The following is a 24,062-nucleotide window of genomic DNA, read 5'->3' on the forward strand; positions in this document are numbered from 1 at the left end:
CTTGACGCTTGCACAGTGCTGTGAATATTCTCAGTGCTCCGTGTTGTCTACTCCCCTGCCCCGTCTATGTTTATCTGAGCTGACTCAGATAACGCTCCTAAATCCACAATTTCAAAAATCCACCGTCAAAAAAGCGACCTTTTTCACTATACGTGCCTCGAGTAATATTTTTATCGAGGTTAGTGTGTCGTATTCGTGTGGGAAATCACCCGTCGTAGGGAATAAGTCAGAGCACCGTGCAAATGCCATGGGAGGTACCCCATGGTGAATAAACTACATATCGACCCGTTGGGCGCTACGCGTCAGCTGGGTAAACGCGGTGCATTGAAGCAAGCTACCTTTCTCCAGCTTAAGAAGAATCCAGAGCTGTTATCTGTAGAGAGTTCCTTTGAGGTTCTGCTGGCTAAGCTGGCAGACCTGTCTAATGCCGTCACACAGATTGATTACCAGCCGTTCACGGTAGATGTCGTGAACGAGCGGATGCTGCTCAATCACGCCCAGCTGCAAACTCACCGCCAGAAACTCAAAGAGTCAGGGATGGAGGGTGTGTTCTATACGCCGGATTTGCGCTTTCGGTGGCGAACGCCGAAGGGCAATGTTGATGAGGTGATAGAAGCCAAAGATGTGAACTGGGTGCCGTCGTTGGGGGATGAGTACACCGAGAAGCTGCTGCACACGCGTGCGCTCCTGGCGCAACGCGGGATTCAGTTTGGCTTATATGCGGCAGGCGTTACAGAGCTGTATCTGTGGGCTCTGGTGTCGAACGTGAACAAGCTTCATGCACTGATGCTGCGTCGTAAAGATGCGATGAACACCCTAAGCCCTGACTACCTTCAGTATCTCGAGCACCGGGATGCGTTGTTGGCGTGTGTGAAAGCAGAGCCTGCAATCAGTCTTGCACAGCTGGCCAAGCGGTTTGAAATGACGCTTTGGGCGACTTGGCATTTGTTGATTGATGAGCTGGTGAGTGTTGACTTGTGGTGTGCTCCGTTGGGGCCTCAAACTACGGTGGTGGATGCGGGGAATGCACCAGAGGAGCCAGCGCTATTTAGGCGCTCCATGCTTGCCATGAGAAACACCTCTTGGGAGGTGTTATGCAAGGACAACTGACTGAGCTAAAAGAGGGACAAGTGTTTGTACGGGGCGACGAGCGTTTTTTTGTTGTTGCTATTAACCGTGCTTTGAACCAAGTCCAATTGCAAAATGCCCACTCTGAACAGCGTGAGTTTGTGGACTTATCGCAGTTATACACAGCCGTTGCAGAGGGGCGATTGACCTACTTGCAGAGCAATACGGGCCAGAGCGCAGATGCGCCGATTGTGGCCCTGAGCGATGCGAGTTTGTCCGAGCTATCTAAAGCAGAGTTTACGTTTCGATTGCGTGCGGTGAAAGAGATTGAGCGCTTGCTTGAGCAGGGGCATTCCGCTTGTCAGGTATATGAGATGTGCAGTCAGTTGGTACCTGAGCCCTCTTCTGTACCTGTGCGCTGCGTGAGTGCGCGAACGGTTAGACGCTGGTATGCCGTATACCGACGTCGGGGGCAACAAGCCTTACTTCCGGGCCACAGCCGTAAGGGCCGTACGAAGTCAGTCTTGACCCTTACTCAAGAGGAGTTGATACGCAAAGTCGTTTACGACAACAGTGAGAAGCCCTACCTGAGTATTAAGGATTTATGCATTAAAACCAACCAGCGCTTATCGGTACAGGAGGCCGTTGACTGCCCAGCCAAGCCGATTTCTTACGCTCGGGTGCGAGACGTTGTCGTTCGACTGCCCTGGACTGTACGTCATGCGCATAAGTTCAATCCCAAACTACGCCGTGCGATTACCAGCTTTGGTGTGGAGAGCTACAAAGTGCAGTGGCCCTTTGAGCGTGTGGAGATGGATTACTGCAAGCTGCCTATTGTTGCCCTGTTTGGTCAAGGTGGTAAGCCGGTTGAAGTATGGGCTGCAGTAGCGATTGATGTGGCCACCGGCCACCTTTTGGCAGCTGAAGTATTCATGCGCCCGCCTAACGGTACAGATGCGTTGCAAACCTTCCAGCGGGCATGCTTTGGGTTGGATGAGGCTGAGTTTGAACGCCTAGGCATTAAGAATCGTTTGCAGGTGACAGGCGCTATCAGTGAGGTGGTTGTCGATAACGGTTCGGAGTTTCGTAACAGCGCGTTCACACAACTGACAAACCTGGGGACAAAAGTGACATTCGCCCCCGCGTATTCACCCTACCGAAAGCCCTTCGTGGAGCGTGGGATTGGAGCTCTGAAGTCTTTCGTTAGTAGCTTGCCTGGCTCTACCTTGAACTTAGCAGACCGCAGTGCAGCGGACTTGGAGGAAGGAGCACGTCAGGCATGCATTACCGTCGATACATTACGCGACTATATCAATGGTTTTATTTTTGATGATTACGCCCTGAGAACAATAGGACGCCATGCGCTTACGACGTGCTTGCTCGGTGAGACGACGGGTTTCACCCCTACCGCGCGGATGACGGCGACGCTAGCAAGTTTCACCCCTGCCCCGCCCCCATCAAATGAAGCGTTTCGCTTGGCGCGTATGGTGCGCCATGAGCGAACACTACAGAAATCAGGCATTGAGTATGAAACGCTGCCTTACTCAAGTCCAGAGCTTCATGCGCTCTACAACGAGATTGGTATCAGTACGCGCTCTCGGCTCGTGCCCGATAAGCTGGAGATTTTTGTCGACCCGCTGGATGTACGAACGATTCATGTTGTGCATCCCGTATCGAAACAGCGCTTACAGGCACATTTGAAATACAACTTGCCGTATGCCATGACACTGGAGCATTTTAAGGATGTTCGTGATTTTGCACGCACCAAATTCAAGTCTGAGACCTCAGAGGCTATCACGCAGGCTTTCCGTATTCGCGTGATGGGTGCGGCTGAAGAGCTGGAGCGGACAGTCAAAGTCTCGCGTGCCGATAAAAAGGCGAGGCGCTCTCAGGCGACATTTCTCGGAACAGCCCAATCAGCGCTTGAGCAGCCGGCGCTTAGACAGCATCGGTTCGAGTCGACAGCGTCGCAAGAGGTGTTGCCTCAGCCTCCAGAAATGGCTCTGGAACTGGCCGACATTACGCCTGTGAGTCGCCACAGGAGGCCTGGTAAATGAGCGCAGCAAACAAGCAGCTACGGGTGAGCGCTTTGCGAGCCTGTGTGCAGGAAGATTTTTATCACGACAGCTATGAGCGGTTTTATACGACGTTAAAGGCGCTGGTCGTTAGTAAGCTTCATGCGGATGCAGGGATGCGTGAGGTCATCATGTTTCTGGGGCCTGCACGTATTGGGAAGACGCGTATTTTGGAGGCGCTGGACTTGGGGTTTGGTCAGACACGTCATACCGGTGCGGGACGCAGTAAAGACTTGGTGTATGTCAGGGTGCCAGAAGGTGGCACGGCAGGTTCAATCTTAAGCGCCATATTGCGTGCTATGGGTGAGCCCTATCAGACAGCGATAAAGCTGAATGAAATGCGAAACCGCGTGCGGCAGCGATTCTTGAGTACAGGCCTCAGAGTGGCGATATTCGATGAGACTCAGCACATGGTCGAGGAAGGCAGAAAAACGGCTGTGCGTGCCGCATCCGACTTCATCAAGGGGCTGATAGAAGAAAACCCACAGGTGACGTTCATCTTTTCCGGAATTCCTTTGACTGCTCGGCTGCGTGAGGAGAATCCGCAGCTTCGTGGACGATGCGATAAGCCCATATATTTCCTGCCTTATGGCTGGCACAGTGCGCCGGAGCGTGAGTGTTTTGCAGCCGGTGTATTAGCGGTTTATCAAACAGTGTGCAGTGTCATGGATGGTGAGTCTGTGGATGCTATGCGGTTTATTAAGGCTTGTTATTTGCTGGGTGGCGGATGCTTTGGCTTTGTGATTAATTTTGTACGCAGCCTTGCGAATGCGTTAGAGCAGGATGCTCAAGCTTCGCATCTACAACCGCATCATCTCGCCCTCGCGTTTGAGAAAAACTCTCGTGATACCGAGTACAGCCTGAACCCTTTTGAGTCGGCTGATGAAATTTCCGATGAGATGCTTCTGCAGGCTTGGAAGCTTGTGATGGTGGAGCACGGGTTGCAACGCTTTATCCCCATCGGGGCATTGGTGGGGGCGGCATAATGCAGACGGTTTTTAACGTACTACCCATCCAGACGGATGAGTCGCTAGCCTGCTATTTATTACGCGTTGCGACGTCAGAGTCTGTGCCGGGGATACGCGGTTTAGTCGGACACCTCGACTGTGGGGTGAGTAATGCGGCATTGAATCGGAGTATTGAGCGCTTAGCCGATTTTACGAGGCAACCAGTGGCCGCCTTGCAGGCGGCGCAGGTGTGTCTACATCCGACGCAACGTACGCTACGCGAGAAGTTTGCACGCATGAGCCGTCATGCTTATTGCCCGCACTGTGTTAGCGAGTATGGATATTTTCGTAGCGCATGGCGTCATGGTTTAGTGACGGCCTGTACAAGTCACCGATGCCAGCTTGTGGATACCTGTTCTGCGTGCAGTAAACCGGTTGAGCTGTCACGAGCAAACCTACTGTTCTGTGACTGTGGACAAGAGTTGGCGGCTACACAGGCGCCCCCTGCTGAGTCGGCAGCTCTTTGGGTTGCAGCAGCGATTGGGGGCGAGGTCTCCCAAGAGCAAGACTGGCCAGACTTTGGAAATACGACTACTGAGCAGTGGCGAACCTTTGATGAACTGATTTTCTTGTTTGGCAGCTATAACCAATCTGGTTCGGCAGAGATTACACAGCCTAGAAGAACTGCAAAGTTTAGTTCGGTATCTGAGGCCAGAGACTTTCTAAAAACGGCGTGCGCGAGCTTTGTGAGCTTTCCGCAGGGGTTCGAGAGTGAGGTGAAACACCGCTTGGAGCATGGCGATAAGCGTAAAGCAGGATTGGCCAATCGCCTGGGGGCTTGGTTTCGAGCGTTTCGCAGCCTAACCGAAGGAGCCTACCCTGAGCTTCGTGCTGCCTTTGCGCGTAGTGTGGCGTCAAACTTTGATGGGCATGACTCAAAGAATGCCTGGATATACGAACTGGCACCGGCGCGCTATCTCAGCCTGACAGATGCTGCGTCAAAGCTTGGTGTGAAAACGTCGAGACTGCGCGTGATGCTGATGCACATGCCTAGTGCAGCGCCGGTTAAGGAAAACTCGTTCAACACGGTGACTCAAGAGCAGTGTGATGAGCTCAAACAGTATGTGGATTCAGCGCTTAACTTTTCGCAGGTCATCGACATCACCGGGCTGACAGAGTCCGTGCTCCGGCAATTAATACGTGTTGGACTACTGCCCAAGCGTGAGCGCCAGGCTTGGGATTTAAGTCTCTATAAGCCATTTGACCGAGCAGATGTTCAGGCTATGCAGTGTGCGTTATTTGGCTACATCGAAGCGGATGACAGGACTGATTTACAAACCGTCAGTATCAATGATTTGAACAAGCGTATGGCTACGAATAAAGCCGTATTGGATGAGGTGTTCGAGCAGCTTGCACAAGGCTCTTTAAAGGCGGTGAATGCCAACATACCTACGAAGCTGGGTGATTTGCAGTTTGACCGCGAGCAAGTGAGGCTTATCGTGGGTAATTCGCATGATGTAGCCATGCTAACGGCAGAGCAATTGTCGCGTATGACAGGCTGGAAATCAGAGAGTATTCGCCACTGGGTAAAGAGTGGTTTATTGGTCGGTGAAGAGGGACAACTGCGCGGGCGCCCCGTGTATTGGGTGTCAATGCGAGCGGTGCATCAGTTCATGCGTGACTACAAGGTGGTCAGTGAGTTGGCTGGTCACCTTGGGACAAGTCCAAAAGCGGTGAGCGAGCGCTTGAAAGCACTAGGAGTACCCATTCTTGGGACGATGCAGGTGGCACCGGGAGTGATGCGAGGAGGGCTGGTTGCGGTGAAGGATATTTTGTTCAGTGGGTTAAGCCCTAAGCAGGCACAACTGTTTGATTTGCCATCTAAGCCTACGCGCTCATGATGGTTTAAATAGTGTTTTTTGTTCTGTCCGAACCTCAGGAGGTTTTATGCAAGTAACTCTACAACGTCGCGGTGACGAATGGTTTGTGGTCGTACCCGATGAGTTCGTCAAACAGCAGCAACTGAAGAAAGGTGACCCTGTGCATCTGTTGGCACACAGCAAATCAGAAAGTACCGTAGGTCGTGACAGGCCAGCCCGTAGATACACCCTCAAAGAACTACTCGCTGAGATGCCGGATGAAGTACCTCGTGTTGAGGGCTGGGAGGAAATGCCTTCAGTAGGACGAGAGTTATCTCCGGACTAGGCTTTTGCGTAAACGCTGCTCTTGGCACATAAGGCCCTCGCTCTAGGCGAGGGCTTTTTTATGTCCCATGCTTTGTGGATGCCAGGTAAGGTGTCTTTGCACGAGCTCTGATAAAGGGGTGGCCAAGTTATCCATACATACTGTCCAACTATTTTGCACATATACCGGGTAAAATGGCTTATAAATCAAAGAGGCCCGTGGCCAACTTATCCGAATATCAACATGAGGTGTTGGTTCAAGAAATAGTGGGTTATTTGTTCTTCGATCGATTGACCCACTACGTCGGAAGTAAAAAAGCGGCCTACTTTTTAGTAGCCGCTTTTTTTTGTGTATTGGCTCTATAGTACGTAGTCTATTTGGCTTAGTACCTGCTGGAGCTCGACCATACCTTGCCAGTGGCGTGGACGGCTAAACCGCCCCCCATGTTGGTGGTGAACTCCTCTTCGCCTTAGCCTATGCTTTAGCTGTGTAGGCTGCAATTTTTGATCGTGATGCGTCCATGAACACTACCCGTCCTGTTGCTCTGGTCACCGGTTCTACTTCAGGTATCGGTGCCGCTATCGCCCGAAGGCTATCGAAGGATGGATTTGCAGTCATAGTTCATTCGCGTAGCTCCGCTGAGGCGGGACATACCTTGGCACAAGATCTACCCAATGCCACCTATGTGCAAGCCGATTTGGCTATTGAGGCGGACAGAGAGAGGCTTATTAGCGAAGCCATTGCTATCTGGGGTCGCCTGGATGTGTTGGTCAATAACGCTGGTATTAGTCGCGTCATTCCCCATGGGGACCTCTTGGCAGCAGCCCCCGATGTCTGGCAAGAGCTACATGAAGTTAACGTTGTTGCACCCTTCCGTTTGGTGGCTTATGCCGAATCTGCACTGCGTGACGCTGCTGCGCGGGGAAAGGCTGGCTGCGTTATCAATGTGAGTTCGCATGCTGGAGTTCGACCTAAGGGGGCTTCCATTCCTTACGCAGCGACCAAAGCCGCGTTAAATCATGTGACCCGCTTGTTGGCTTTATCCCTGGCTCCACATATTCGGGTGAATGCGGTGGCACCGGGTTTGGTCGATACGCCGATGACGGCGGACTGGGCTGGAGCGCAGCAGGTGTGGAAAGAGCAGTCGCCGATGCGTCGGGCGGCTAGCCCGGAAGATATTGCACAGGCCGTGGCCATGCTGGTCGCCTCAGACTACCTGACGGGAGAGATTCTGCTGTCTGATGGTGGCTTGAACCTTACTTAAGCTCCTTCCTCATCAAGGTCGTGCAGTGCTCAAAGCCCAGTTGCTCATACAACTTGATGGCGCCCGTATTGTTGCTTAGCGCCCCCAGCTCGATGTAATCCAGCCCTCGCACTTGGGCCCATTCCTGGGCTGCCTGCATGAGTTGCTTTCCTATCCCCATCCCCCGTGCAGACTCCGTCACGACAAGATCAATGACGTAAGCAAAGTCATGCGGCGCAATGCAGTTGTAGGTCGGGGTTTGCTGCTGCTGAACAATAATAAAACCCAGCACCCGGCTGTCCTGCTCAGCCACAAATAAAGACGCCTGATCCGATTCAATCATGGTTTTGATAAAGCTCTCGTCCTGGCGGGCTTGCAGATAATAGCCGGGCTGCAATGTGTGCATATGGGTGAACAGCTCGGCGTAGATATCTCCAATCGTGCCAATGTCAGCAAGTTCGGCGGGGCGTATTTGGGGCATGATCGGGCTCGTGGTCAGTGATAGGCAGAGGCTTTTGATGGTATGCCGAGCGGATGAAGGTGGCAAACCTTCTGGCTCTATTTGCCCCTCAGGCGTTAGGGGGCATCGGGGAGAGGCTGTCAGTTCGTCTTCATAGCTGGTGTGCCTCCTTCTCTTGCGCACCCATACTCTCTAAAAATCTCGCCTGTACATTTCTTTCGATTTTTGTAAAGTATTTGTGCACGTAGTTTACGACGCCCCTCATCCTGATATTTTCCCGTTTACCGACCTGAGAGATGCCGTTAAGCCCTTGTGGTTTATGGTTTTAAATTGATGATTAGTGGAAAACCCCAAGCTAAATTTTTTCAAAAAACTAGAGGTTTAAAGTAATATCACTCTGTTTTTGGGCAAATTTTGTGTACATTTAATGCACGAAATTTACACGAGGCACTGAAATTTACATGCAATGCCTATAAGAGGGGAGGAGATTGATGCAGACCCGTTTCTTGCGTCATGTATGCAGTTTTATGTTCGGGGTGTCCGCGCTGGCCATCCTGGCATTAATGATGGTGGCCTTTGCCGACGTCATGATGCGCAGTTTTGTACGGCCTTTGTCCGGGGCCTTTGAGTTGACGGAGGTGCTGGTGGGGGTGATGGTCTTTGCCGCCCTGCCCTTTGTCACTTTGAGTGGCAAGCACGTCAAAGTGTCTTTGTTGCGTTCCTTGGTGGGGAGCAGCACGCTGGTGCAGGGTTTGCTGCGCTGGTGCAGCCGTCTGGCAACGGGTGTGTTGATGGCCTTTCTGGCTTACCACTTGTGGGCCTTGGGCGTGCAATTTGCACAGACTAATTCCCGTGCTGTTTTTGCGGACCTGCCATTGGCGCCTTTTGCTTACTTTGCAGCGGTGATGTGCGCACTATCCACGCTGGCCGCACTGTTCAGTGCCGACGGCGACGAGCTCGCTGAGGAAAAATAATGACTGTCGTTGTCACTGGCATGATCATTTTGATTGTGCTCATGGTCTTGGAAGTACCCATCGCGGTGGCGATGGCTTTGGTAGGTATCGGTGGTTTTGCGTATGTGGTCGATTGGGGCCCAGCGGCGTATATGGCTGCCGAAACCTCGTATCGCCTGGTTCATAACTACAACCTGTCCGTGATCCCGCTGTTCATCCTGATGGGCAATCTGGTGACGCGGGCAGATGTCTCTAAAGACCTGTTCGATCTGGCCTATCGCTTTGTAGGTCACCGCCGTGGCGGCCTGGCGATTGCGACGGTGCTGTCAGGCGGGATGTTCTCGGCTGTGTGTGGTTCCAGCTTTGCTACGACGGCCACTATGGCGCGGGTTGCGTACCCCTCCATGAAACGTTATGGCTACGCCGATTCTTTGGCGGGTGGTGCGATTGCCTCGGCAGGAACCTTGGGCGCCATGATTCCGCCTAGCGTGCCCTTGATTGTCTATGGTGTGCTGACCAGCAATGACATCGGCAAGCTGTTTATTGCTGCGGTACTGCCCGGCATTTTGGGCATGCTGCTATATATAGGCGCCGTTATGGTGGCGACTCGCATGACGCCCGGTCTGGCCGGTGCAGGCGAGCGCAGTTCCTGGATGGAACGACTCCGTGGTTTGAAGAGTGTCGGTTCGGTCTTGCTGCTGTTCCTGCTCGTGATCGGCGGGATTTATGGCAACTTGTTCACGCCTACAGAAGCGGCTGGTATCGGTGCCGTGGGTGCCCTGCTCATCATGATTTGGCGTCGCAAGTTCTCCTGGCAGAGCTTGATGGGTGCCTTGCGTGAAACCGCCATGACCAGTGCCGCCATCTTCGTAATTATGGTGGGCGCACAGATCTTCACCACCTTTGTGAACGTGGCTGGCTTTACCGCCATGTTGTCCGATGCTGTGCAGCAATGGGACTTGCCGGGTTGGGGGATTCTGTTGGGCATCGTGGTGCTGTATCTAGTTTTGGGCTGCATGCTGGAAGGCATGTCCATGCTCCTGCTGACGCTGCCTATTGTTTATCCACTGATTATCAACCTGGGCCTGGACCCGATCTGGTTCGGCATTCTGGTGGTGACACTGATCGAGGTGGGCCTGATTACACCGCCCTTGGGGATGAACGTGTTTGTGCTCAATTCGGTAGTCCCGTCCATGTCGCTCAGCACGATTTACCGAGGCGTTATCTATTTTGTATTCGCTGATCTGGTGCGCCTGGTGCTCTTGATTGGAATTCCTGGCATTGCTTTGTTTCTGCCCTCATTGATGTAAGCCATTTTTTATTGAATCTGATTTTCTTGAAGGAATAAGCATGATTAAGCAAGTTAGCAAATGGGTGGGGGTAGCTGCAGTTGCCCTGGCAGCCAGCACCAGCGTGCAGGCACAGAACATCACGCTGCGGTTTTCCAACTGGTTGCCCCCTACGCATCCCATGGTTACCGAGATGTTGAACCCCTGGGCGAAAGATGTGGAAAAGGCTACGGAAGGCCGGGTGAAAATTCAGGTATTGCCGCCTTTGGGTACACCCGCCTCACACTATGATTTGGTGCGTAATGGCGTAGCTGATATGACGATTGGCGTGCACTCCTACACTCCCGAGCGCTTCAAGTTGACGGAAATGGTGGAGCTGCCCATGACTGCCGAGAACGCACAGGTGAACTCCCTGGCTTACTGGCGCACCTACCAGAAGTACTTCATGGGCAAGAACGAACATGCAGGCACCAAGTTGCTTGGAGCTTGGGTTCCCGGTTCGTATCAGTTGTGGACGGCCGCCAAGGTAGACAGTCTGGACAAGCTGGATGGCACCAAGATTCGTATCCCCGGAGTGCTGGTAGAACGTATTGCCAAGCTGCTCGGGCTGGTGTCGATTTCTTCCACGCTGACCGAAGCTTATGACCAGATATCGCGCGGCATCATTGACGGTATGTTCCAGAACTACACCACGGTGATTGACTTCAATCTGTCCCGTTTCATGCCGAACTTGTTCCTTTTACCCGGCGGCTTCTCGGCCTCCAGCCAGTTCTTGGTAGTGAACGAGCGTAGCTGGCAGCGTATCAGCGAGGCCGACCGCGCCACAATTGATGCCTTGTCGGGTGAAGCCCTGGTCAAGCGTTTCTCCGGTATCTGGCAAAAGAACAATATGGCCGCTTTTGATCGTTTGAGTTCTGAAGGTATCAAGGTGCACCGCATTGAAGGAGAGCAACTGGAAGCCATGAAGACCAAGCTGGCGGTGATTGAACAGCAGTGGTTGAGTGAAGCCAAGGGCGTCGATGCCCAGGAAGCGCTGAATTTTTACCGTGCAGAGCTGGATCGCGTGGCAGCCGAGCTGGGTGTTCCCAAGGACTAAACCGGCCATGACACAGCATCTGGAAAGTGAATACAACGCCAGTTGGCACGTGCCCGATCACAAGGAGATTGTTGCCTCGTGGTCGGGGTTGGCCGAGCAGTTCCGAGCCAGTTCGCGCCATGAGGCCAACCAGCCCTACGGCCCGAAGGCACGCAATGTCATGGACATTCACTTTCCGGCTGTAGAGCAAGCTGATGCGGCGGTGCTGATGTTCATTCATGGTGGCTACTGGCAGTCCATGGATCAGCGTCGTTTCAGCCATTTGGCACAAGGCAGCGTGGACAACGGCTTGATTACTGTCTTGCCAACCTACACCTTGTGTCCTGAAGGGAGTGTGGCGCAAATCATTGAAGAATTGCGTCTGGCTTGCGCCATTATCTGGCGTCGTTTCCAGCGTCCGATCGTAGTAGCAGGACATTCAGCCGGGGGGCATCTGGCAGCGTGTCTGCTGGCAACGGATTGGCCCGCTTATGCCCCTGATCTGCCCTACGATATGTTGTGTGCAGGCTTGGGCTTGTCGGGACTCTACGATCTGGAACCGCTGACGCATATCGGTATCAATGATGCCTTGCAGCTCAATGTTGAAACGGCTCAGGCATCCAGTCCCTTGTTTTGGACTGTGCCTGCTGCAGGTCAGCCTTTCGAGGCCTGGGTGGGCGGGGATGAAACTTCGGAGTTTCATCGGCAAAGTCAGGAGCTGGCCCAGTCTTGGTCCAGCCAGGGCGTGGACGCGGTGTATCGTGCCTTGCCGGGGACGAACCACTACAACGTGATAGCACCCTTGGCGGATAAAGAATCTGTCCTGTCAGAGCGCCTGTTGGCTCTGGCGACGAACTAAGTTATCTCTGTCTTTCTGTAGACGCCACTTTTACCGGGCCTTTGGGCCGGTAAAAGTGTTGATAAGCCCCCTGTTTTTGAGCAGAGGGGTTTATTTTTTGCCCATTAAGCTCACACAGTCGATGTAGCCATTAAGGCCATCATCGTTGCAGAGTCTTGATTTTCGTGGCGATCACGGCCTTAGCGAGGCCAGCCGCAGGGCAATGCCTCTGCCGCCACGCCGGTCGAAACTCCCCCTCTACTTGAATCATTCGAGCTGAATATTGCCATCTTGGGCTGCTTTGGCCCATTTGGCTGAATCAGCCTTGATCATGCGGGCGAGCTCTTCGGGAGAGGAGGGAGCTGCATCATGACCCAGTTGAGTCAAACGGTCCTGGACATCGGGCATGGCCAGAACACGTCCAATGCTTGCATTGAGTGTCTCGACCACGTTGCGCGGCGTACCGTGGGGGGCGTACATGGCGTACCACACGCTCATGCCAAGTTCGGGATGCCCTTGTTCGGCGACGGTGGGCACATCGGGCAGCTGCGTGCTGCGTTCCGGCGTCGTAATGGCCAGGGCTTTGACCTTCCCGTCGCGGATGAAGGCGAGTCCGGTAGCGATGTCCAGCATCATGAAGTCGACATGGCCGCTGGCCACCGCGCTCATGGCCTCGGGTGAGGATTTGTAAGGGACATAGGTGTAGGTGATACCGGTGAGTGATTTCATCTGCTCACCCAAGAGCTGGCCGTACAGCACGGCAGAGGCGTAATTCAATTGACCGGGATGGGCCTTGCTGTATTCAATCAGTTCCGTCAGGTTGTTGGCCGGTACTTTGGGATTGGCGACAAACAGTGCGGGTACGCGGGCCAGGAGCGATACAGGCTCGAAATCCTGTGCAGGGTCGAATGGCAATGAGCGATAGACCGCCGGCAAGATGGTCATGCTCATGTCAAGCGTCGAGAGCAGCGTGTAGCCGTTGGCTTGGGACTTGGCGACAGCGTTAGCGCCAATAATGGTGTTCCCGCCGGCCCGGTTCTCGATGACCAGCGGCTGCTTGAGGTCGTCAGCGAGCTTTTCAGTCACGATGCGCGTAATGATGTCAGTACCTCCGCCCGCGCCAAAGGGGACGATCACCCGTATGGGCTGACCGGGATAGGAGTTGTCGGCAGCGGTAGCGGCCAAGGGGGCTAAAGCGCTGGAAAGCAGGGTCAGAATAAGGGGCAGGGATCGCATGGGATTCTCCTTGAATGGGCCAGACACGAAAAAGGGATGGATTCAGTCATTGCGCCAGGTTGTGGCGGTCACTCCGCGCTCCCGCAGCTCGACTTTGCGGACCTTGCCGTTGGCGGTGCGCGGGAAGTCAGCAACGATGTCGATATAGCGAGGGACGGCGAAGTGGGGTAGGCGGGAGCGGCAAAACTCGACCAACTCGGCGGGGCCGACATGGAGTCCATCGCGCAGGCGGATGGCAGCCATCACATCGTCTTCGGCCAGTTCGGACGGTACTGGAAATACAGCGGCCTGCGCGATGGCCGGATGCTGCAGCAGCACCGCCTCGACTTCGTAGGATGAAATATTCTCGCCGCGTCGGCGAATGGCATCTTTGAGACGATCCAGAAAACGTATTGCGCCGTCGGATTCTGCGACTACCCGGTCGCCCGTGTGCCACCAGAGATTACGCCATGCGACCACGGTGGCTTCCGGCATGTTGTGATAGCCCAGGGCGAAGGTGTAAGGCTGGTCTGCCCGCAGCAATAGCTCTCCGGCGGTACCCGCCGGCAGGGGGGCATCGTCCTCATCCACGACGCAGGCGCTGAAGCCCGGACGCACCCAGCCCATGCGGCCATCGGGTTGGGCGGTCGCCGGCGTTGCGATGGCGAAATTGGTCTCGGTGGAGCCATAACCCTCGATCACTCGCACACCGGTGCGCGCTTCCAGCCGGCGGGCTGCGTCTGCTGGTGTACCCGGGCTCAATATCAATTGCACTCGGTGTTCGCGCTCGGCGGCCTGTTCGGGTTGGGCCAGCAGCATGGGTACCATTGCGCCCAGCAGGTAGGTGCGCGTAGCACCGCATTGCTCCATCATGGTCCAGAATCGCGACGCTGAGAAACGCGGGTAATACACCACATGCGCACCAGCCAGGCTGGCTTGGATGAAGGTGTGCAAGGCATTGACATGACAGAGCGGCAAGGTGGTGGCCAGTATGTCGTGGGAATGGATATCCAACGCATCCACGCTGTGAGCACCCCACCAAAACCATTGAGCTTGTGGACTTAACACGCCTTTGGATGGTCCGGTGGTACCCGAGGTGTACAGGATGGCGAACGGTGTTCCAGGGCCGTTTTCGGCGGGTTCGACAGGATCACCGAGATCCGGGCAATCCCGGCTGAAACCGGGAAGGTCCGGCAACGATGGGGGACCATCGTTCGCGTGCAGCCACCACACGGCTTGGACCTGGGTGCGTGTCCAATCGACAGTGAGCAATGAATCGGCCAGACCGGTGTCAGCCAGCAGCAAGTGCGCACCGCTGTTGTTCAGGAAGTATTGGACTTGCGGCGCTAGGGATGCCGTATTGATCGGCACGGCGATCGCCCCTAGCCAGGCGCATGCCAGTACGGTGTCGAGGATTTCCAGGCGATTGCGGCACAGCAGCGCCACCCGGTCTCCCTGGACGATGCCCTGTGCGGTCAGCGTTGCTGCTCGCCGGGCGACGTGGTAGACCATGTCGGCATGAGTCCAAGTGCGGCCATCTATGCTCAATAGTGGTCGCTGGCCGTAGCGGGACGCGCCATCCAGCAATATATTGGCGATGGTGCGTCGGGCAGGGGCAAAGCGGGCGGTCAGAATTTCGAGTGCAGACATAGTCGTTACGGGATCAGTAAAGAGGCCGGATCGTTTCAAGGCCTGATGGGATTCGGGTGTTAACGCATCGAGGGGCTGTGAAGGTTTTCCCTGATGAAGGAGAGCTTACAGACGGTTCTGCTGTGCTGGTATCATCCCGAAGGATGAGGGGCGTGGGGCTCCGTCAGGGATCAGCATGATGTTTTCTAGCAGCCAGATCAGGCAGCAGATATTCTCCGCCGTGCGGGCTGTCATACCCACTGGTCGACTCTGTCTGTACCGCACCGATGCCAATCTCGAGCCATGTGATTTCCGTTTTGATGATGGCGATACGCGATGGATACCGGTTTATCCGAGATTTGCGCATCTGGACCCTTTCCACCCGCGCCATTTCGGGCAGCATCGCAACAGCGTCTTCAGTAGCGCCCAGGGAGCCGGTACTACGGCGCAACGCGAAGCCTATCTGCGGGGGTTTCTTCAGCCCATGGGCATGTCGTTCAAGATGGAGGCTTTTCTGCGTGACCCTGAAGGTTGCATTGTTGGCGGAGTCCGCTTGTCGCGCCCGTCGGAAATGGGGGAGTTCCGGCTGGATGAGGTGGCGGTCCTAAGAGGACTACAGCCTTTGATTTCATCGGTATGGTGCTCTTCTATAGCCCGTCCCGAGCCCATGCTGCCTGATTTGACGCCACGCGAGTCCGAGGTTTTCCACCGGTTGCTCGTAGGGCAATCAAACAAGCAGATCGCCCTTGAGCTGAGCATGGCCTTGCCTACCGTGAAAACCCATGTAAAGAGTATTTTGTACAAGGCGGATAGACCTAACCGCGTGGCATTGATTGCGCGGTATCGCTGAGGTGTGATTCGTTCGACGGCTGAATGGCTTTGAACGGACGACAAAAAGCCCAAACCGAAGTTTGGGCTCAGAATGCAGACAAACTCTTCTGTAAAATGAACTGCACCCCAAAAGTCGGACTAGTGTCCGACTTTTGGGGTGCAGTTCAGAGGGGGGGCGCTTTTTACCTTGGGGCGGCCCGGCGGTAAAAAAACGCCCCTTACGACATGCGTAGAGGGGCGTATAAAAAGAGATAACGCGGAACAGAATCGCGCATCTACGGAAAAATACTGCAGCTAATCACGGACATCGTCCGTGATTCAAAAAACAGCCCTCCGACGAGGACCCCAGCACGTTTAGAACTTGTGGTTGAACGCGACGTACAACTGGGTGGCGCGCGCGTCAGGCAAGAAGGTCAGGTTCTTGGCGTAACCACCGTACACGTACACCATGGTGCGCTTGGACAGGTCGTACTGATAGCCCACCGAGTACACATGCTGACGTTTGGTTTGCGCATTGGGGCCGGTAATGCTCTCTGGCAAGTTGCGTGGATCAGCCATGTTCCAGCCTAGCGAGAAGCGGCCTCCGGCCAATGGCGTGGTTACACCAAAGGAGTAGGAGTTGATGCGCAGGCCCGGCACGGCAGCAAAGGATGGCAGCGGGTTGGTGACGTTGCTCAGGCCAAAGACCTGGGTGGCGAACAGACCGTCACGAGTCTGGCCGATACCGGCAAACACTTTGACCACATCAAAGTCATAGCTGGCGGCACCGGCCCAGGCGCTGACGCGGGTGGAGTCTGCAGCAGGACGCGAACCGCTGGCGGACTGTTTATTGATGTGCAATTGGTCGTAAACCAAGGCTGCACTCAAGGGGCCGTTGTTGTAGCGCAGACCGGTGGTGACTGCACGGATATTGCTGTCCTTGCTGTTGGTGCCGTCCGGGCGCTCGCTATCCCATTGCTGCTTGCCGTTGATATTGAAGGAATAGCCAATACCGAACTGAAAGCCGTTCAACGTGGGCGATTGGTATTGGATCTGGTTGTCGTAACGCACCGTGTTGGCCACGCTGAAGGTCGATCCAAAGCCCACAATCCCGCCACCGCCACCCAAGGGGTGAGCCATGCTGAAGTATTCGGTCGGCATATTGTTCTTCAGACCGAAATCCACCTGACCCCAGTCCTCGCCAGCCAGACCCAGTGTGGCTTGGCGGCCGAACAGGCGACCACCCTGAATGGATTGGCCGGTGGGCACATCAAAGCCGCTTTCCAGCACAAACTTGGCTTGCAGCCCGTTGCCCAGATCTTCCGTGCCGCGGATACCCCAGCGGCTGCCAAAGTGCACACCGCTATTGGGGCCCAGACGCGAAGTCTTGAACTCGGTAGCATCAGTCCGGTCCCGGCTGTAGCTGCTATTACCCTTGTTCATGTCGTAGCCAACACCCGTGTCCAGAATCCCGTACAGGGTGATGGACGCGTGGGCTGCCGAGCTGGCCATCAGTAAAAACAGGGCAGTACTGACGGCGGTTTTATTTCTTGTTTTCAATTCCTCTTCTCCTTCGTGGTAGATAAAAAAAACGTGCAGCAATCCCCCTACCGCCAGTGATGCGGTAAGAAACGGGCGCAACAAAACAGACAGGGCTATAAAGCCTGCGTGGTGTGTGCCAGCGAAGGGGGTAAGGGGGCGAGTGCCAGAGGCACCCGCAACAGGGGTCTTAGATCAGTTCAAGATCGACCAGGGTTTGGCGTATCAGTTCTATCTCGCTGTCTTCGACCTCCAGAATGGGGCGGCGTACGTAGGGTTGCACGGGCACGCCGCGCATCTTGAATGCAACTTTCAGTACCGCGGGTGAGGAGCCATAGCGGCCAATCAGCTCGGGCGTGTACCAGCTTTGCAAAATTTGTATGTCTTTCTGGCCGCAGGCACGGGCGGCGGCGATCTCACCGCGCCAGATGTGATTGTAAAAATCCGGCTGATAGCGGCCCAACACACCACCGGCGCCAATCGTGCCATCCCCATCCACGGTTTGCAGCAAGGACAGGCCATGTTCATCCATGCGAAACCCGTAGACGCGCACTTTGTCTTTGAGTCGGAACAGAGTCTTGATGAATTGTTCGATGCTGGGACTGGATTGCTTGATACCGACCACGCCATCAATGTCAGTCAGCTGTTCCAGCAGGTCGACCGACAGATCGATGCCGGTGCCGGCAGGCCAGTTGTAAATCACGATAGGCAGGCTGATGTCCTTGGCAATCTGCTGATAAAAAGCCAGGATTTCCTTGTCATTGGGGCGTACATACGGCGGCGGTGCAACCACCACTCCTTCGTAGCCCAAGGCCTGTGCCTGCTGAGCAAGCGCGATGACTTCGGCCGGTGTGTAGCCGGTACAGCCTGCCAGTAAGGGCAGCTTGCCACGCATGGCATCGGCACTGGCGCGGAACAGATCTACTCGTTCCTGGTTGGACAGACTGGTCCATTCGCTGGTGGTGCCGCCTACAAACAAACCGTGCATGCCCTCGGCATGCAGCCATTCCAGCATGCTGTGCAATGCCGGTACATCCAGCTGTCGTGCTTCATCAAAAGGGGTGATGATGGTCGGGATGTAGCCCTTCCAGTTCACCCTGTGTTTCTTACTCATGTGTGTCACTTGTATGGGTTAAAGAAAAGAGGGGCCTTATGGCAGACGAGCCGTTGCTTCGATCTCGACCAGCATGTCAGGCAAGGCCAGATTGGCGACGCCCAGCAAGGTGTTGGCTGCCGGTTCAGCCCCTTCATAAAATTCGTTGATCAGCGCGCAGATCGGGCCCAATTCTTCGGGCGTATGGCCGACCAGGTAGGTGCGTAAACGCACGACATCGTGGGCGCTGGCTCCGGCCTCTTTCAGGACCGTTTTCAGGTTTTGCAAAGCCTGGCGGGTTTGTGCAATGCGATCGCCCTTGCCCACCAGTTGCCCCTGGCCATCCCAGGCAACTTGCCCGGCCAGATGCACCGTGCGGCTGTTGTCCTGTACGACGGCGTGCGAGAAACCAAACTGGGTGCTGTTGTAGAGCGATGCAGGGTTGATGCAGTCGCGGCTTTTAGGTGCGTTCAGGGGCTGGCTGCGTTGAACCAGCTCAAAAATATTGCCCCAGGGGTCGGTGAAGTACTGGAACTGGGCGCCGGCGGTCGGGCCGGAATCAAAGGCGATGCGGTCCAATACTGTGCAGCCGTGCTGTTCAAGCTGTGCTACAGCCTGATCCAGATCAGCCACCAGAAAACCCAGATGGTGTGCACCCACATGGTTGGACTTCAGAGCCCGTTGGGTATCGCTGGCAGGCTGTTCGTAGGCGAACAATTCAATATGAAAACCATTGGGCAACACTAAAAAGGCCAGTTCCAACTTGGCATCAGACACATCCAGATGTGCATGAGTCCAGTCTTTGCCTAGGGCGGAACGAGGTAGATCCGCACTATTGATAGGCCCCAGACGGTAGAGCTGGCGGGCGTCAAACAAACGCTTGTAAAAGGCAATGGCCGCATCCAGGTCCGGCACTGTCCAGGCAGCGTGATCGATTTGTTCAATAGCCAGTGGCAAAACAGGCGATGTCATGAAGTCTCCGTTTATGCCCTTGCAGGGCCTGTACACAGGATTGTGCAATAATACTGCACATAATTTACAGGTCAATAATACTTTAGGCTTTTAGTTTTTTGTTGAAAAACCAGACTACGTATTTTCCCTAGTAAAATATTTGTTTATAAACAATGGCTTGTAATTATTGTTTGATGCTGTGATGTTTTTTGAAGGCATGAGGTGCTTGTGCGCACGTGTAAAGTCTGGAAGAATTCAGCACTGAAACTGCACGGTTTGTGCAGTTTCAGAACATGCATTTGCACACCATTGGGCAGCCTCTCATACCCTATAATTCGTGAAGTTCGGCTACACATAACTACACGAACATAGGACTTCAGAATGATAGGCAAACGACTTCATGAGCTGCGCGTGGCCAAGGGTCTGTCCCTGCGAGAGTTGGGACAGATGGTCAAGCTCTCGCCCACGCTGCTCAGTCAGGTAGAACGCGGTGTTACCACACCGAGTTTGACGACCCTGCGCAAGCTCAGCGGGATCTTTGGGGAATCCATGTCTTCCTTGTTCATGGATTCCAGCAAGGGACCGTCGGTATGGATTAGCCGCCCTGGCGAGCGCATGTTGTTGCGTGGCCCGCGCGGTGGTGTCGTCTATGAACGGCTGACCCGTGGCAATGGCGAGATGGAAGTGTTTCGGGCTGTTTACGAAGTGGGTCAACAGTCTATGGACGATATGTCGCACCCGTCCCTGGAAAGCGTGTACGTGGTCCGGGGTGTCATTACTGCAGAGATTGATAAGGTAAGTTTTGACGTCAAAGCTGGTGAGAACATCAGCTTTGATGCACGCCAGAACCACCGTTACCTAAACCGGGGGACGGAGGAGGCTGAAATCATCATGTCGATTACCCCGCCTGTGCCCTGAGTTGTCGTGATCTGGGGTGAAGGGTGTACCGCATTCCTACACTATGAGCCCCAACCCAGATCCTCTTTCCCCTATTTCCGCCTGTTCCCCCGGCACCCTGCCCGCCCGGACCGATGTTCTGATCATTGGCGGTGGGCTGCTGGGCTGTGCCGCTGCGTATTACCTGAGCCTGGCGGGCGTGCCCGTGACCTTGATCGAGCAAGGGGAGCTAAGCCTTCAAGCGTCTAGCCAGAATGCGGGCAGCCTGCATTTCCAGATGGAATACCGCATGATCGAAGCGGGGCTGCAGGCCAGTGCCCGCGCTCTGCAAGCCATGCCTTTGCATGTAGATGCGATTGCCCGTTGGCGCGCTCTGGAGGATCAATTGGGCGTGTCCGTGGGAGTACGACAGAAAGGCGGTTTCATGCTGGCTGAAACAGCACAGCAAGCTCAGGTTCTGGAACAAAAAAGCCGTTTGGAAAACCAGGCTGGTTTGCAGGTTCAATTATTGGATCGGCACGCTTTACAAGCCAAAGCGCCCTATTTGTCGGACTCCGTGTTGATGGGGGCGTTTTGTGCTGACGAAGGCAAAGCCGACCCGCGCCGCGCCAGCCTTGCGCTGGCTGCCGCTGCCCGTGCCTTGGGCGCACGCATTGTCAGCCAATGCCGTGTGGTGGACCTGAGGCGTGTGGGTTCAGATTGGCAGGCCGAAGTGGCTGGTGGTGCCCAATGCCGTAGCACCCAAGTGCTGATCGCTGCTGGCGTCTGGTCCGGTCGTATCGCCCAGATGACCGGCGCTCAACTACCTGTTACCCCCATTGCATTGACCATGACGGCCACAGCGCGCACGGCTCCCTTTATGGATTATTTGTTCCAGCATGTGGGGCGGCGACTGTCTTTGAAACAAACCGCTGAAGGCACCGTGCTGATTGGCGGGGGGTGGCCTTCCAAGCTGCACCACCGTCACGGCATTGCGGATCTGGAGCGTAAACCCAGTATTTGCTTGGATTCCCTGCAGCGCAGCGTGCAGACCGCCTGTAGCGTGGTTCCCCACTTAGCAACGCTTCCTGTCTTGCGTGCCTGGACAGGAGTGACAGCGCTGGTTGCGGACCAACTGCCCTTGCTGGGCCAAGTGCCGCACCGGCCCGGTTTGTTTATCGCGACGGGGGGTGCCGCTTTTACCCTGGGTTTGACCTACGCCCACCTGTTGGTGGAGCGTATGTTGGGTCAGCCGCCTAGTCTGGATATTTCTGCTTATGATCCCGATCGCTTTAGGAGTTTGACCTTTGCCTGACGCACAACGCTTGTTGCAAAAACGCCAGCGCTTCGAGCCTGCCGTGGTGACTATCAATGGTCGTGAGACATCCTGTTATTTGGGTGAAACCGTGGCAACCGTCCTGCTGGCAGCCGGAGTCGGTGCCTTTCGCCGTACCGCCAGTGGTGCGCCGCGGCGTCCGGTGTGCAATATGGGTGTGTGCTTTGACTGCATCGTGACCATTGATGGTATGCAGGGACTGCGCAGTTGCATGACGCCGGTGCGTACCGGCATGCAGATCGAGGTGGCTGACGATGTATGAAGTATTAGATTTGTTGATTGTCGGGGCAGGCCCGGCAGGACTGTCTGCCGCCCGTATCGCCAGCGCACAGGGTTTGACGGTGGCGGTGGTGGATGAGCAAGCACGCTTTGGTGGGCAGGTTTTCCGCCAGGCCCCCGGGGAGTTCGCGGCGGCTGATCCTGATTCGATGCACACCTACCCCTTTTCGCACAGCTTGTTTGAATGGGCACGTGGCTCTACAGCAGTGCAATGGCACTTCAGCACCTTGGTCTGGGGGATTTTTGATGACCAGCAGGATGAACATCTGCGCCAGGTCGGGATTGCGGGACCCAATGGGGCAAGTGTATTGAAAGTACGCCGGGTGTTGATTGCTGCGGGTGCGTACGACTTGCCCGTGGCCTTTCCCGGTTGGACCTTGCCGGGGGTGCTTACGGCCGGTGGAGTACAAACCATGATCAAAAGCCAAAGCCTGATGCCGGGACAGCGTTTCTTGCTGGTCGGCGGTCATCCCTTGCTGCTTTTGGTGGCTGAACTATTGTTGGATGCGGGCGCACAGATTGCCGAAGTGGCGATCTCCCGCAGCTTGCCTAAGATGCGAGAGATGCTGCGGGCTACGCGGGCACTGCCGGGGCAGTCCAGACTCGTTAAACAATTGATTGCCATCCTGTGGAAACTACGCCGTCACGGTGTGCCTTTACGCTTCGGTACAGGGATTGCGCGTGTAGAGGGAAAAGAGTCAGTACAGGCGGCCATACTGTGCCAGCTGGACCACAATTGGCAGGCCATTGGCGATACACAGCGCCGTGTAGACGTGGATACGGTGGTGGTGGGTTATGGCTTATTGGCCAGCACAGAGTTGGCGCGGCAGGCAGGGTGTGGCGTGTATTGGGACAGTGCAGCCGGGGGTTGGTTGGTAGAGCACGACGATAGGCTGCGCAGCTCTCAACCCGGTGTGCTGGTGGCTGGTGAGCAGACGGGTATTGCGGGCGCCTTCAATGCGCATTTGCAAGGAGAACTGGCCGCTTGGCAGTGCGTGCTTGAGCTGACTGAACAGGCGTACGAGCCTATCGAGCACACCTTGTTGGGCTTGATGGCACGCTTGAAGCGCAACCGCCGGTTTACGGATACCGTCATCACGCTGTCTGCTCCTAAGCTGGACGCACTGACCCAACGTATCACCCCGGATACCGTGGTGTGTCGTTGCGAAGAAGTGACCGCGCAGGAAGTGACTCAATTTCTGGATGCACACCCCTACGTGACAGATATCAACAGCATCAAACTGGCTTGCCGTACTGGCATGGGCATGTGCCAGGGGCGTTACTGCCAGCATACGGTGGCGCAAATGCTGGCCAGTCGTTTGGGCTGTGGCATGGAGCAAGTGGGGATTTATAAAGCCCAGGCGCCAGTCAAACCAGTGCCGGTGATGGCTTTGGCAAATATGGAATGAGACGGAAGTAGTCGCTTCTTGGCTCTACCGACGACAAACCGCCCCTGAAAAGGGGCGGTTTGTCGTTAAGTCTTTCTTTACTTAGCTTGGCTGTTCCAGGATTTCCTGTAAGCGGCTCAACAGTTTGTCGCTGGCATTATTCATGTGCCGTTCGCAGATAGCGATCGCGCCTGCCTCGTCGCCGGAGGCGATGGCAGCGGCCAGTTCTTCGTGTTCGTCCCAGATGGACATGCGCTGTTCGGCCGATTGCAGTACTGCGCCCATCACACGTCGCAGGTGAACCCAGTGTACTTGGGCGCTTTCGGCAATCATAGGATTGCCGGAGGCCTCGTAAATTGCTTTGTGAAAGGCTTCATCGGCTTCGATCATGGCGCGTACATCATGTCCGCGTGCCACTTTACGGCCCAGGCGGATCAGGTCCGGGTCCAGGATGGCACTTTGCTGGGCTGCCAGCTTGGTCGCAAGAGCCTCCAAGGCACCCCGTACTTGGTAAAGATGACCGATATGGTGCAGATTCAATGGGGCCACCATGACACCGCGGCCTTCGGCATCCTGCAGCAAACCATCTTTCTTTAGCAGTTGAATGGCTTGTAGTACGGGTGAGCGTGACACCTTGAGCTGTTCAGCGATGTCTTCCTGCGTAATCCGTGAACCGGGGGCCAGTGAACCGTCGCTGATGGCATCGAGCAGGATGCGATAGACCTCGTCAACATAGTGGGGACGGGCCTGCAACTTACCGGAAAGCTTGGCATGCATGAGGTCTGGAACTCCGATACAAACTAAAAACAGGTTG

The 24,062-nt window shown here is 55.2% G+C and carries 22 protein-coding genes and 1 pseudogene; 16 read left to right on the forward strand and 7 right to left on the reverse strand.

Annotation, left to right across the window (positions count from 1 at the left end):
• Positions 1-261 precede the first annotated feature (261 nt).
• From IE156_RS15895 to IE156_RS15920, 7 genes and pseudogenes are all read left to right on the forward strand, one after another.
• Positions 262-1,110, forward strand: coding sequence for a hypothetical protein (locus tag IE156_RS15895; protein WP_189393626.1), 849 nt, complete (start codon positions 262-264; stop codon positions 1,108-1,110).
• Positions 1,095-3,125, forward strand: coding sequence for a TnsB C-terminal domain-containing protein (locus IE156_RS15900; protein WP_189393627.1), 2,031 nt, complete (start codon positions 1,095-1,097; stop codon positions 3,123-3,125). Before IE156_RS15895 ends, IE156_RS15900 begins: the two co-directional genes overlap by 16 nt.
• Positions 3,122-4,129 (forward strand): TniB family NTP-binding protein, encoded by a 1,008-nt coding sequence (locus IE156_RS15905; RefSeq protein ID WP_189393628.1) that lies wholly within the window; start codon positions 3,122-3,124, stop codon positions 4,127-4,129. The genes IE156_RS15900 and IE156_RS15905 overlap by 4 nt, the downstream gene beginning before the upstream one ends.
• Positions 4,129-4,482, forward strand: a pseudogene (locus IE156_RS18615) (TniQ family protein); the annotation flags it as partial. The gene IE156_RS15905 and the pseudogene IE156_RS18615, both read left to right, overlap by 1 nt.
• Positions 4,483-4,572: 90 nt before the next feature.
• Positions 4,573-5,991, forward strand: a complete 1,419-nt coding sequence (locus IE156_RS15910) for a hypothetical protein (RefSeq protein WP_229841423.1) — start codon at positions 4,573-4,575, stop codon at positions 5,989-5,991.
• Between the two features lie 46 nt (positions 5,992-6,037).
• Positions 6,038-6,295, forward strand: coding sequence for an AbrB/MazE/SpoVT family DNA-binding domain-containing protein (locus IE156_RS15915; RefSeq protein WP_189393630.1), 258 nt, complete (start codon positions 6,038-6,040; stop codon positions 6,293-6,295).
• Between the two features lie 499 nt (positions 6,296-6,794).
• The gene (locus IE156_RS15920; protein WP_189393631.1) at positions 6,795-7,538 is read left to right on the forward strand and encodes an SDR family NAD(P)-dependent oxidoreductase; all 744 of its coding nucleotides are present in this window, start codon (positions 6,795-6,797) and stop codon (positions 7,536-7,538) included.
• On the opposite strand, the gene IE156_RS15925 is transcribed toward IE156_RS15920, so the two are convergent.
• The gene (locus IE156_RS15925) at positions 7,531-7,998 is read right to left on the reverse strand and encodes a GNAT family N-acetyltransferase (protein WP_189393632.1); all 468 of its coding nucleotides are present in this window, start codon (positions 7,996-7,998) and stop codon (positions 7,531-7,533) included. The genes IE156_RS15920 and IE156_RS15925 overlap by 8 nt on opposite strands.
• A gap of 470 nt (positions 7,999-8,468) precedes the next feature.
• On the opposite strand from IE156_RS15925, the gene IE156_RS15930 reads away from it, so the two are divergent.
• The 4 genes from IE156_RS15930 to IE156_RS15945 are packed head-to-tail and all read left to right on the forward strand — an operon-like array spanning position 8,469 to position 12,153.
• On the forward strand, positions 8,469-8,951 hold the full coding sequence (locus IE156_RS15930; RefSeq protein WP_189393633.1) for a TRAP transporter small permease: 483 nt from the start codon (positions 8,469-8,471) through the stop codon (positions 8,949-8,951).
• Positions 8,951-10,240: a TRAP transporter large permease gene (locus IE156_RS15935; RefSeq protein ID WP_189393634.1), complete on the forward strand. Its 1,290-nt coding sequence runs from the start codon at positions 8,951-8,953 to the stop codon at positions 10,238-10,240. Before IE156_RS15930 ends, IE156_RS15935 begins: the two co-directional genes overlap by 1 nt.
• Before the next feature lie 40 nt (positions 10,241-10,280).
• Entirely contained in the window at positions 10,281-11,315 is a 1,035-nt protein-coding gene (locus IE156_RS15940; RefSeq protein WP_189393635.1) for a TRAP transporter substrate-binding protein, read from the forward strand.
• Positions 11,316-11,322: 7 nt separating this feature from the next.
• On the forward strand, positions 11,323-12,153 hold the full coding sequence (locus IE156_RS15945) for an alpha/beta hydrolase (RefSeq protein WP_189393636.1): 831 nt from the start codon (positions 11,323-11,325) through the stop codon (positions 12,151-12,153).
• A gap of 246 nt (positions 12,154-12,399) precedes the next feature.
• Here IE156_RS15945 and IE156_RS15950 read toward each other — a convergent pair whose 3' ends face one another.
• On the reverse strand, positions 12,400-13,368 hold the full coding sequence (locus IE156_RS15950; protein ID WP_189393637.1) for a Bug family tripartite tricarboxylate transporter substrate binding protein: 969 nt from the start codon (positions 13,366-13,368) through the stop codon (positions 12,400-12,402).
• 42 nt (positions 13,369-13,410) lie between these two features.
• The gene (locus tag IE156_RS15955; RefSeq protein ID WP_189393638.1) at positions 13,411-14,997 is read right to left on the reverse strand and encodes an AMP-binding protein; all 1,587 of its coding nucleotides are present in this window, start codon (positions 14,995-14,997) and stop codon (positions 13,411-13,413) included.
• Positions 14,998-15,172: 175 nt separating this feature from the next.
• Between IE156_RS15955 and IE156_RS15960 the strand changes: the two genes are divergently transcribed.
• Complete coding sequence (locus tag IE156_RS15960) at positions 15,173-15,826, forward strand: helix-turn-helix transcriptional regulator (protein ID WP_189393639.1); 654 nt, start codon at positions 15,173-15,175, stop codon at positions 15,824-15,826.
• A gap of 335 nt (positions 15,827-16,161) precedes the next feature.
• Here the strand turns inward: IE156_RS15960 and IE156_RS15965 are convergent, their stop codons facing one another.
• The 3 genes from IE156_RS15965 to IE156_RS18460 form a co-directional block, all read right to left on the reverse strand.
• Complete coding sequence (locus tag IE156_RS15965) at positions 16,162-17,346, reverse strand: porin (protein WP_189393640.1); 1,185 nt, start codon at positions 17,344-17,346, stop codon at positions 16,162-16,164.
• 169 nt (positions 17,347-17,515) lie between these two features.
• Entirely contained in the window at positions 17,516-18,439 is a 924-nt protein-coding gene (locus IE156_RS15970) for a dihydrodipicolinate synthase family protein (RefSeq protein WP_189393641.1), read from the reverse strand.
• Positions 18,440-18,475: 36 nt separating this feature from the next.
• A complete protein-coding gene (locus IE156_RS18460; protein ID WP_229841428.1) occupies positions 18,476-19,390 on the reverse strand; it encodes a Rid family hydrolase in 915 nt (304 codons plus the stop codon).
• A gap of 360 nt (positions 19,391-19,750) precedes the next feature.
• Here IE156_RS18460 and IE156_RS15985 point away from each other — a divergent pair, with 360 nt between their 5' ends.
• From IE156_RS15985 to IE156_RS16000, 4 genes are read left to right on the forward strand one after another with little or no spacing between them, the layout of a single operon-like run.
• Positions 19,751-20,287: a helix-turn-helix domain-containing protein gene (locus IE156_RS15985; protein WP_189393642.1), complete on the forward strand. Its 537-nt coding sequence runs from the start codon at positions 19,751-19,753 to the stop codon at positions 20,285-20,287.
• A 43-nt stretch (positions 20,288-20,330) separates the two neighbouring features.
• Complete coding sequence (locus IE156_RS15990; RefSeq protein ID WP_189393643.1) at positions 20,331-21,560, forward strand: NAD(P)/FAD-dependent oxidoreductase; 1,230 nt, start codon at positions 20,331-20,333, stop codon at positions 21,558-21,560.
• Positions 21,553-21,843, forward strand: coding sequence for a (2Fe-2S)-binding protein (locus IE156_RS15995; protein WP_189393644.1), 291 nt, complete (start codon positions 21,553-21,555; stop codon positions 21,841-21,843). The genes IE156_RS15990 and IE156_RS15995 overlap by 8 nt, the downstream gene beginning before the upstream one ends.
• Entirely contained in the window at positions 21,836-23,269 is a 1,434-nt protein-coding gene (locus IE156_RS16000) for an NAD(P)/FAD-dependent oxidoreductase (RefSeq protein ID WP_189393645.1), read from the forward strand. The genes IE156_RS15995 and IE156_RS16000 overlap by 8 nt, the downstream gene beginning before the upstream one ends.
• Positions 23,270-23,350: 81 nt before the next feature.
• Here IE156_RS16000 and IE156_RS16005 read toward each other — a convergent pair whose 3' ends face one another.
• Positions 23,351-24,025: a GntR family transcriptional regulator gene (locus tag IE156_RS16005; RefSeq protein WP_189393646.1), complete on the reverse strand. Its 675-nt coding sequence runs from the start codon at positions 24,023-24,025 to the stop codon at positions 23,351-23,353.
• Positions 24,026-24,062: the final 37 nt, after the last annotated feature.

Source organism: Alcaligenes pakistanensis (genome assembly GCF_014652815.1).
Classification (GTDB): domain Bacteria; phylum Pseudomonadota; class Gammaproteobacteria; order Burkholderiales; family Burkholderiaceae_B; genus Alcaligenes; species Alcaligenes pakistanensis.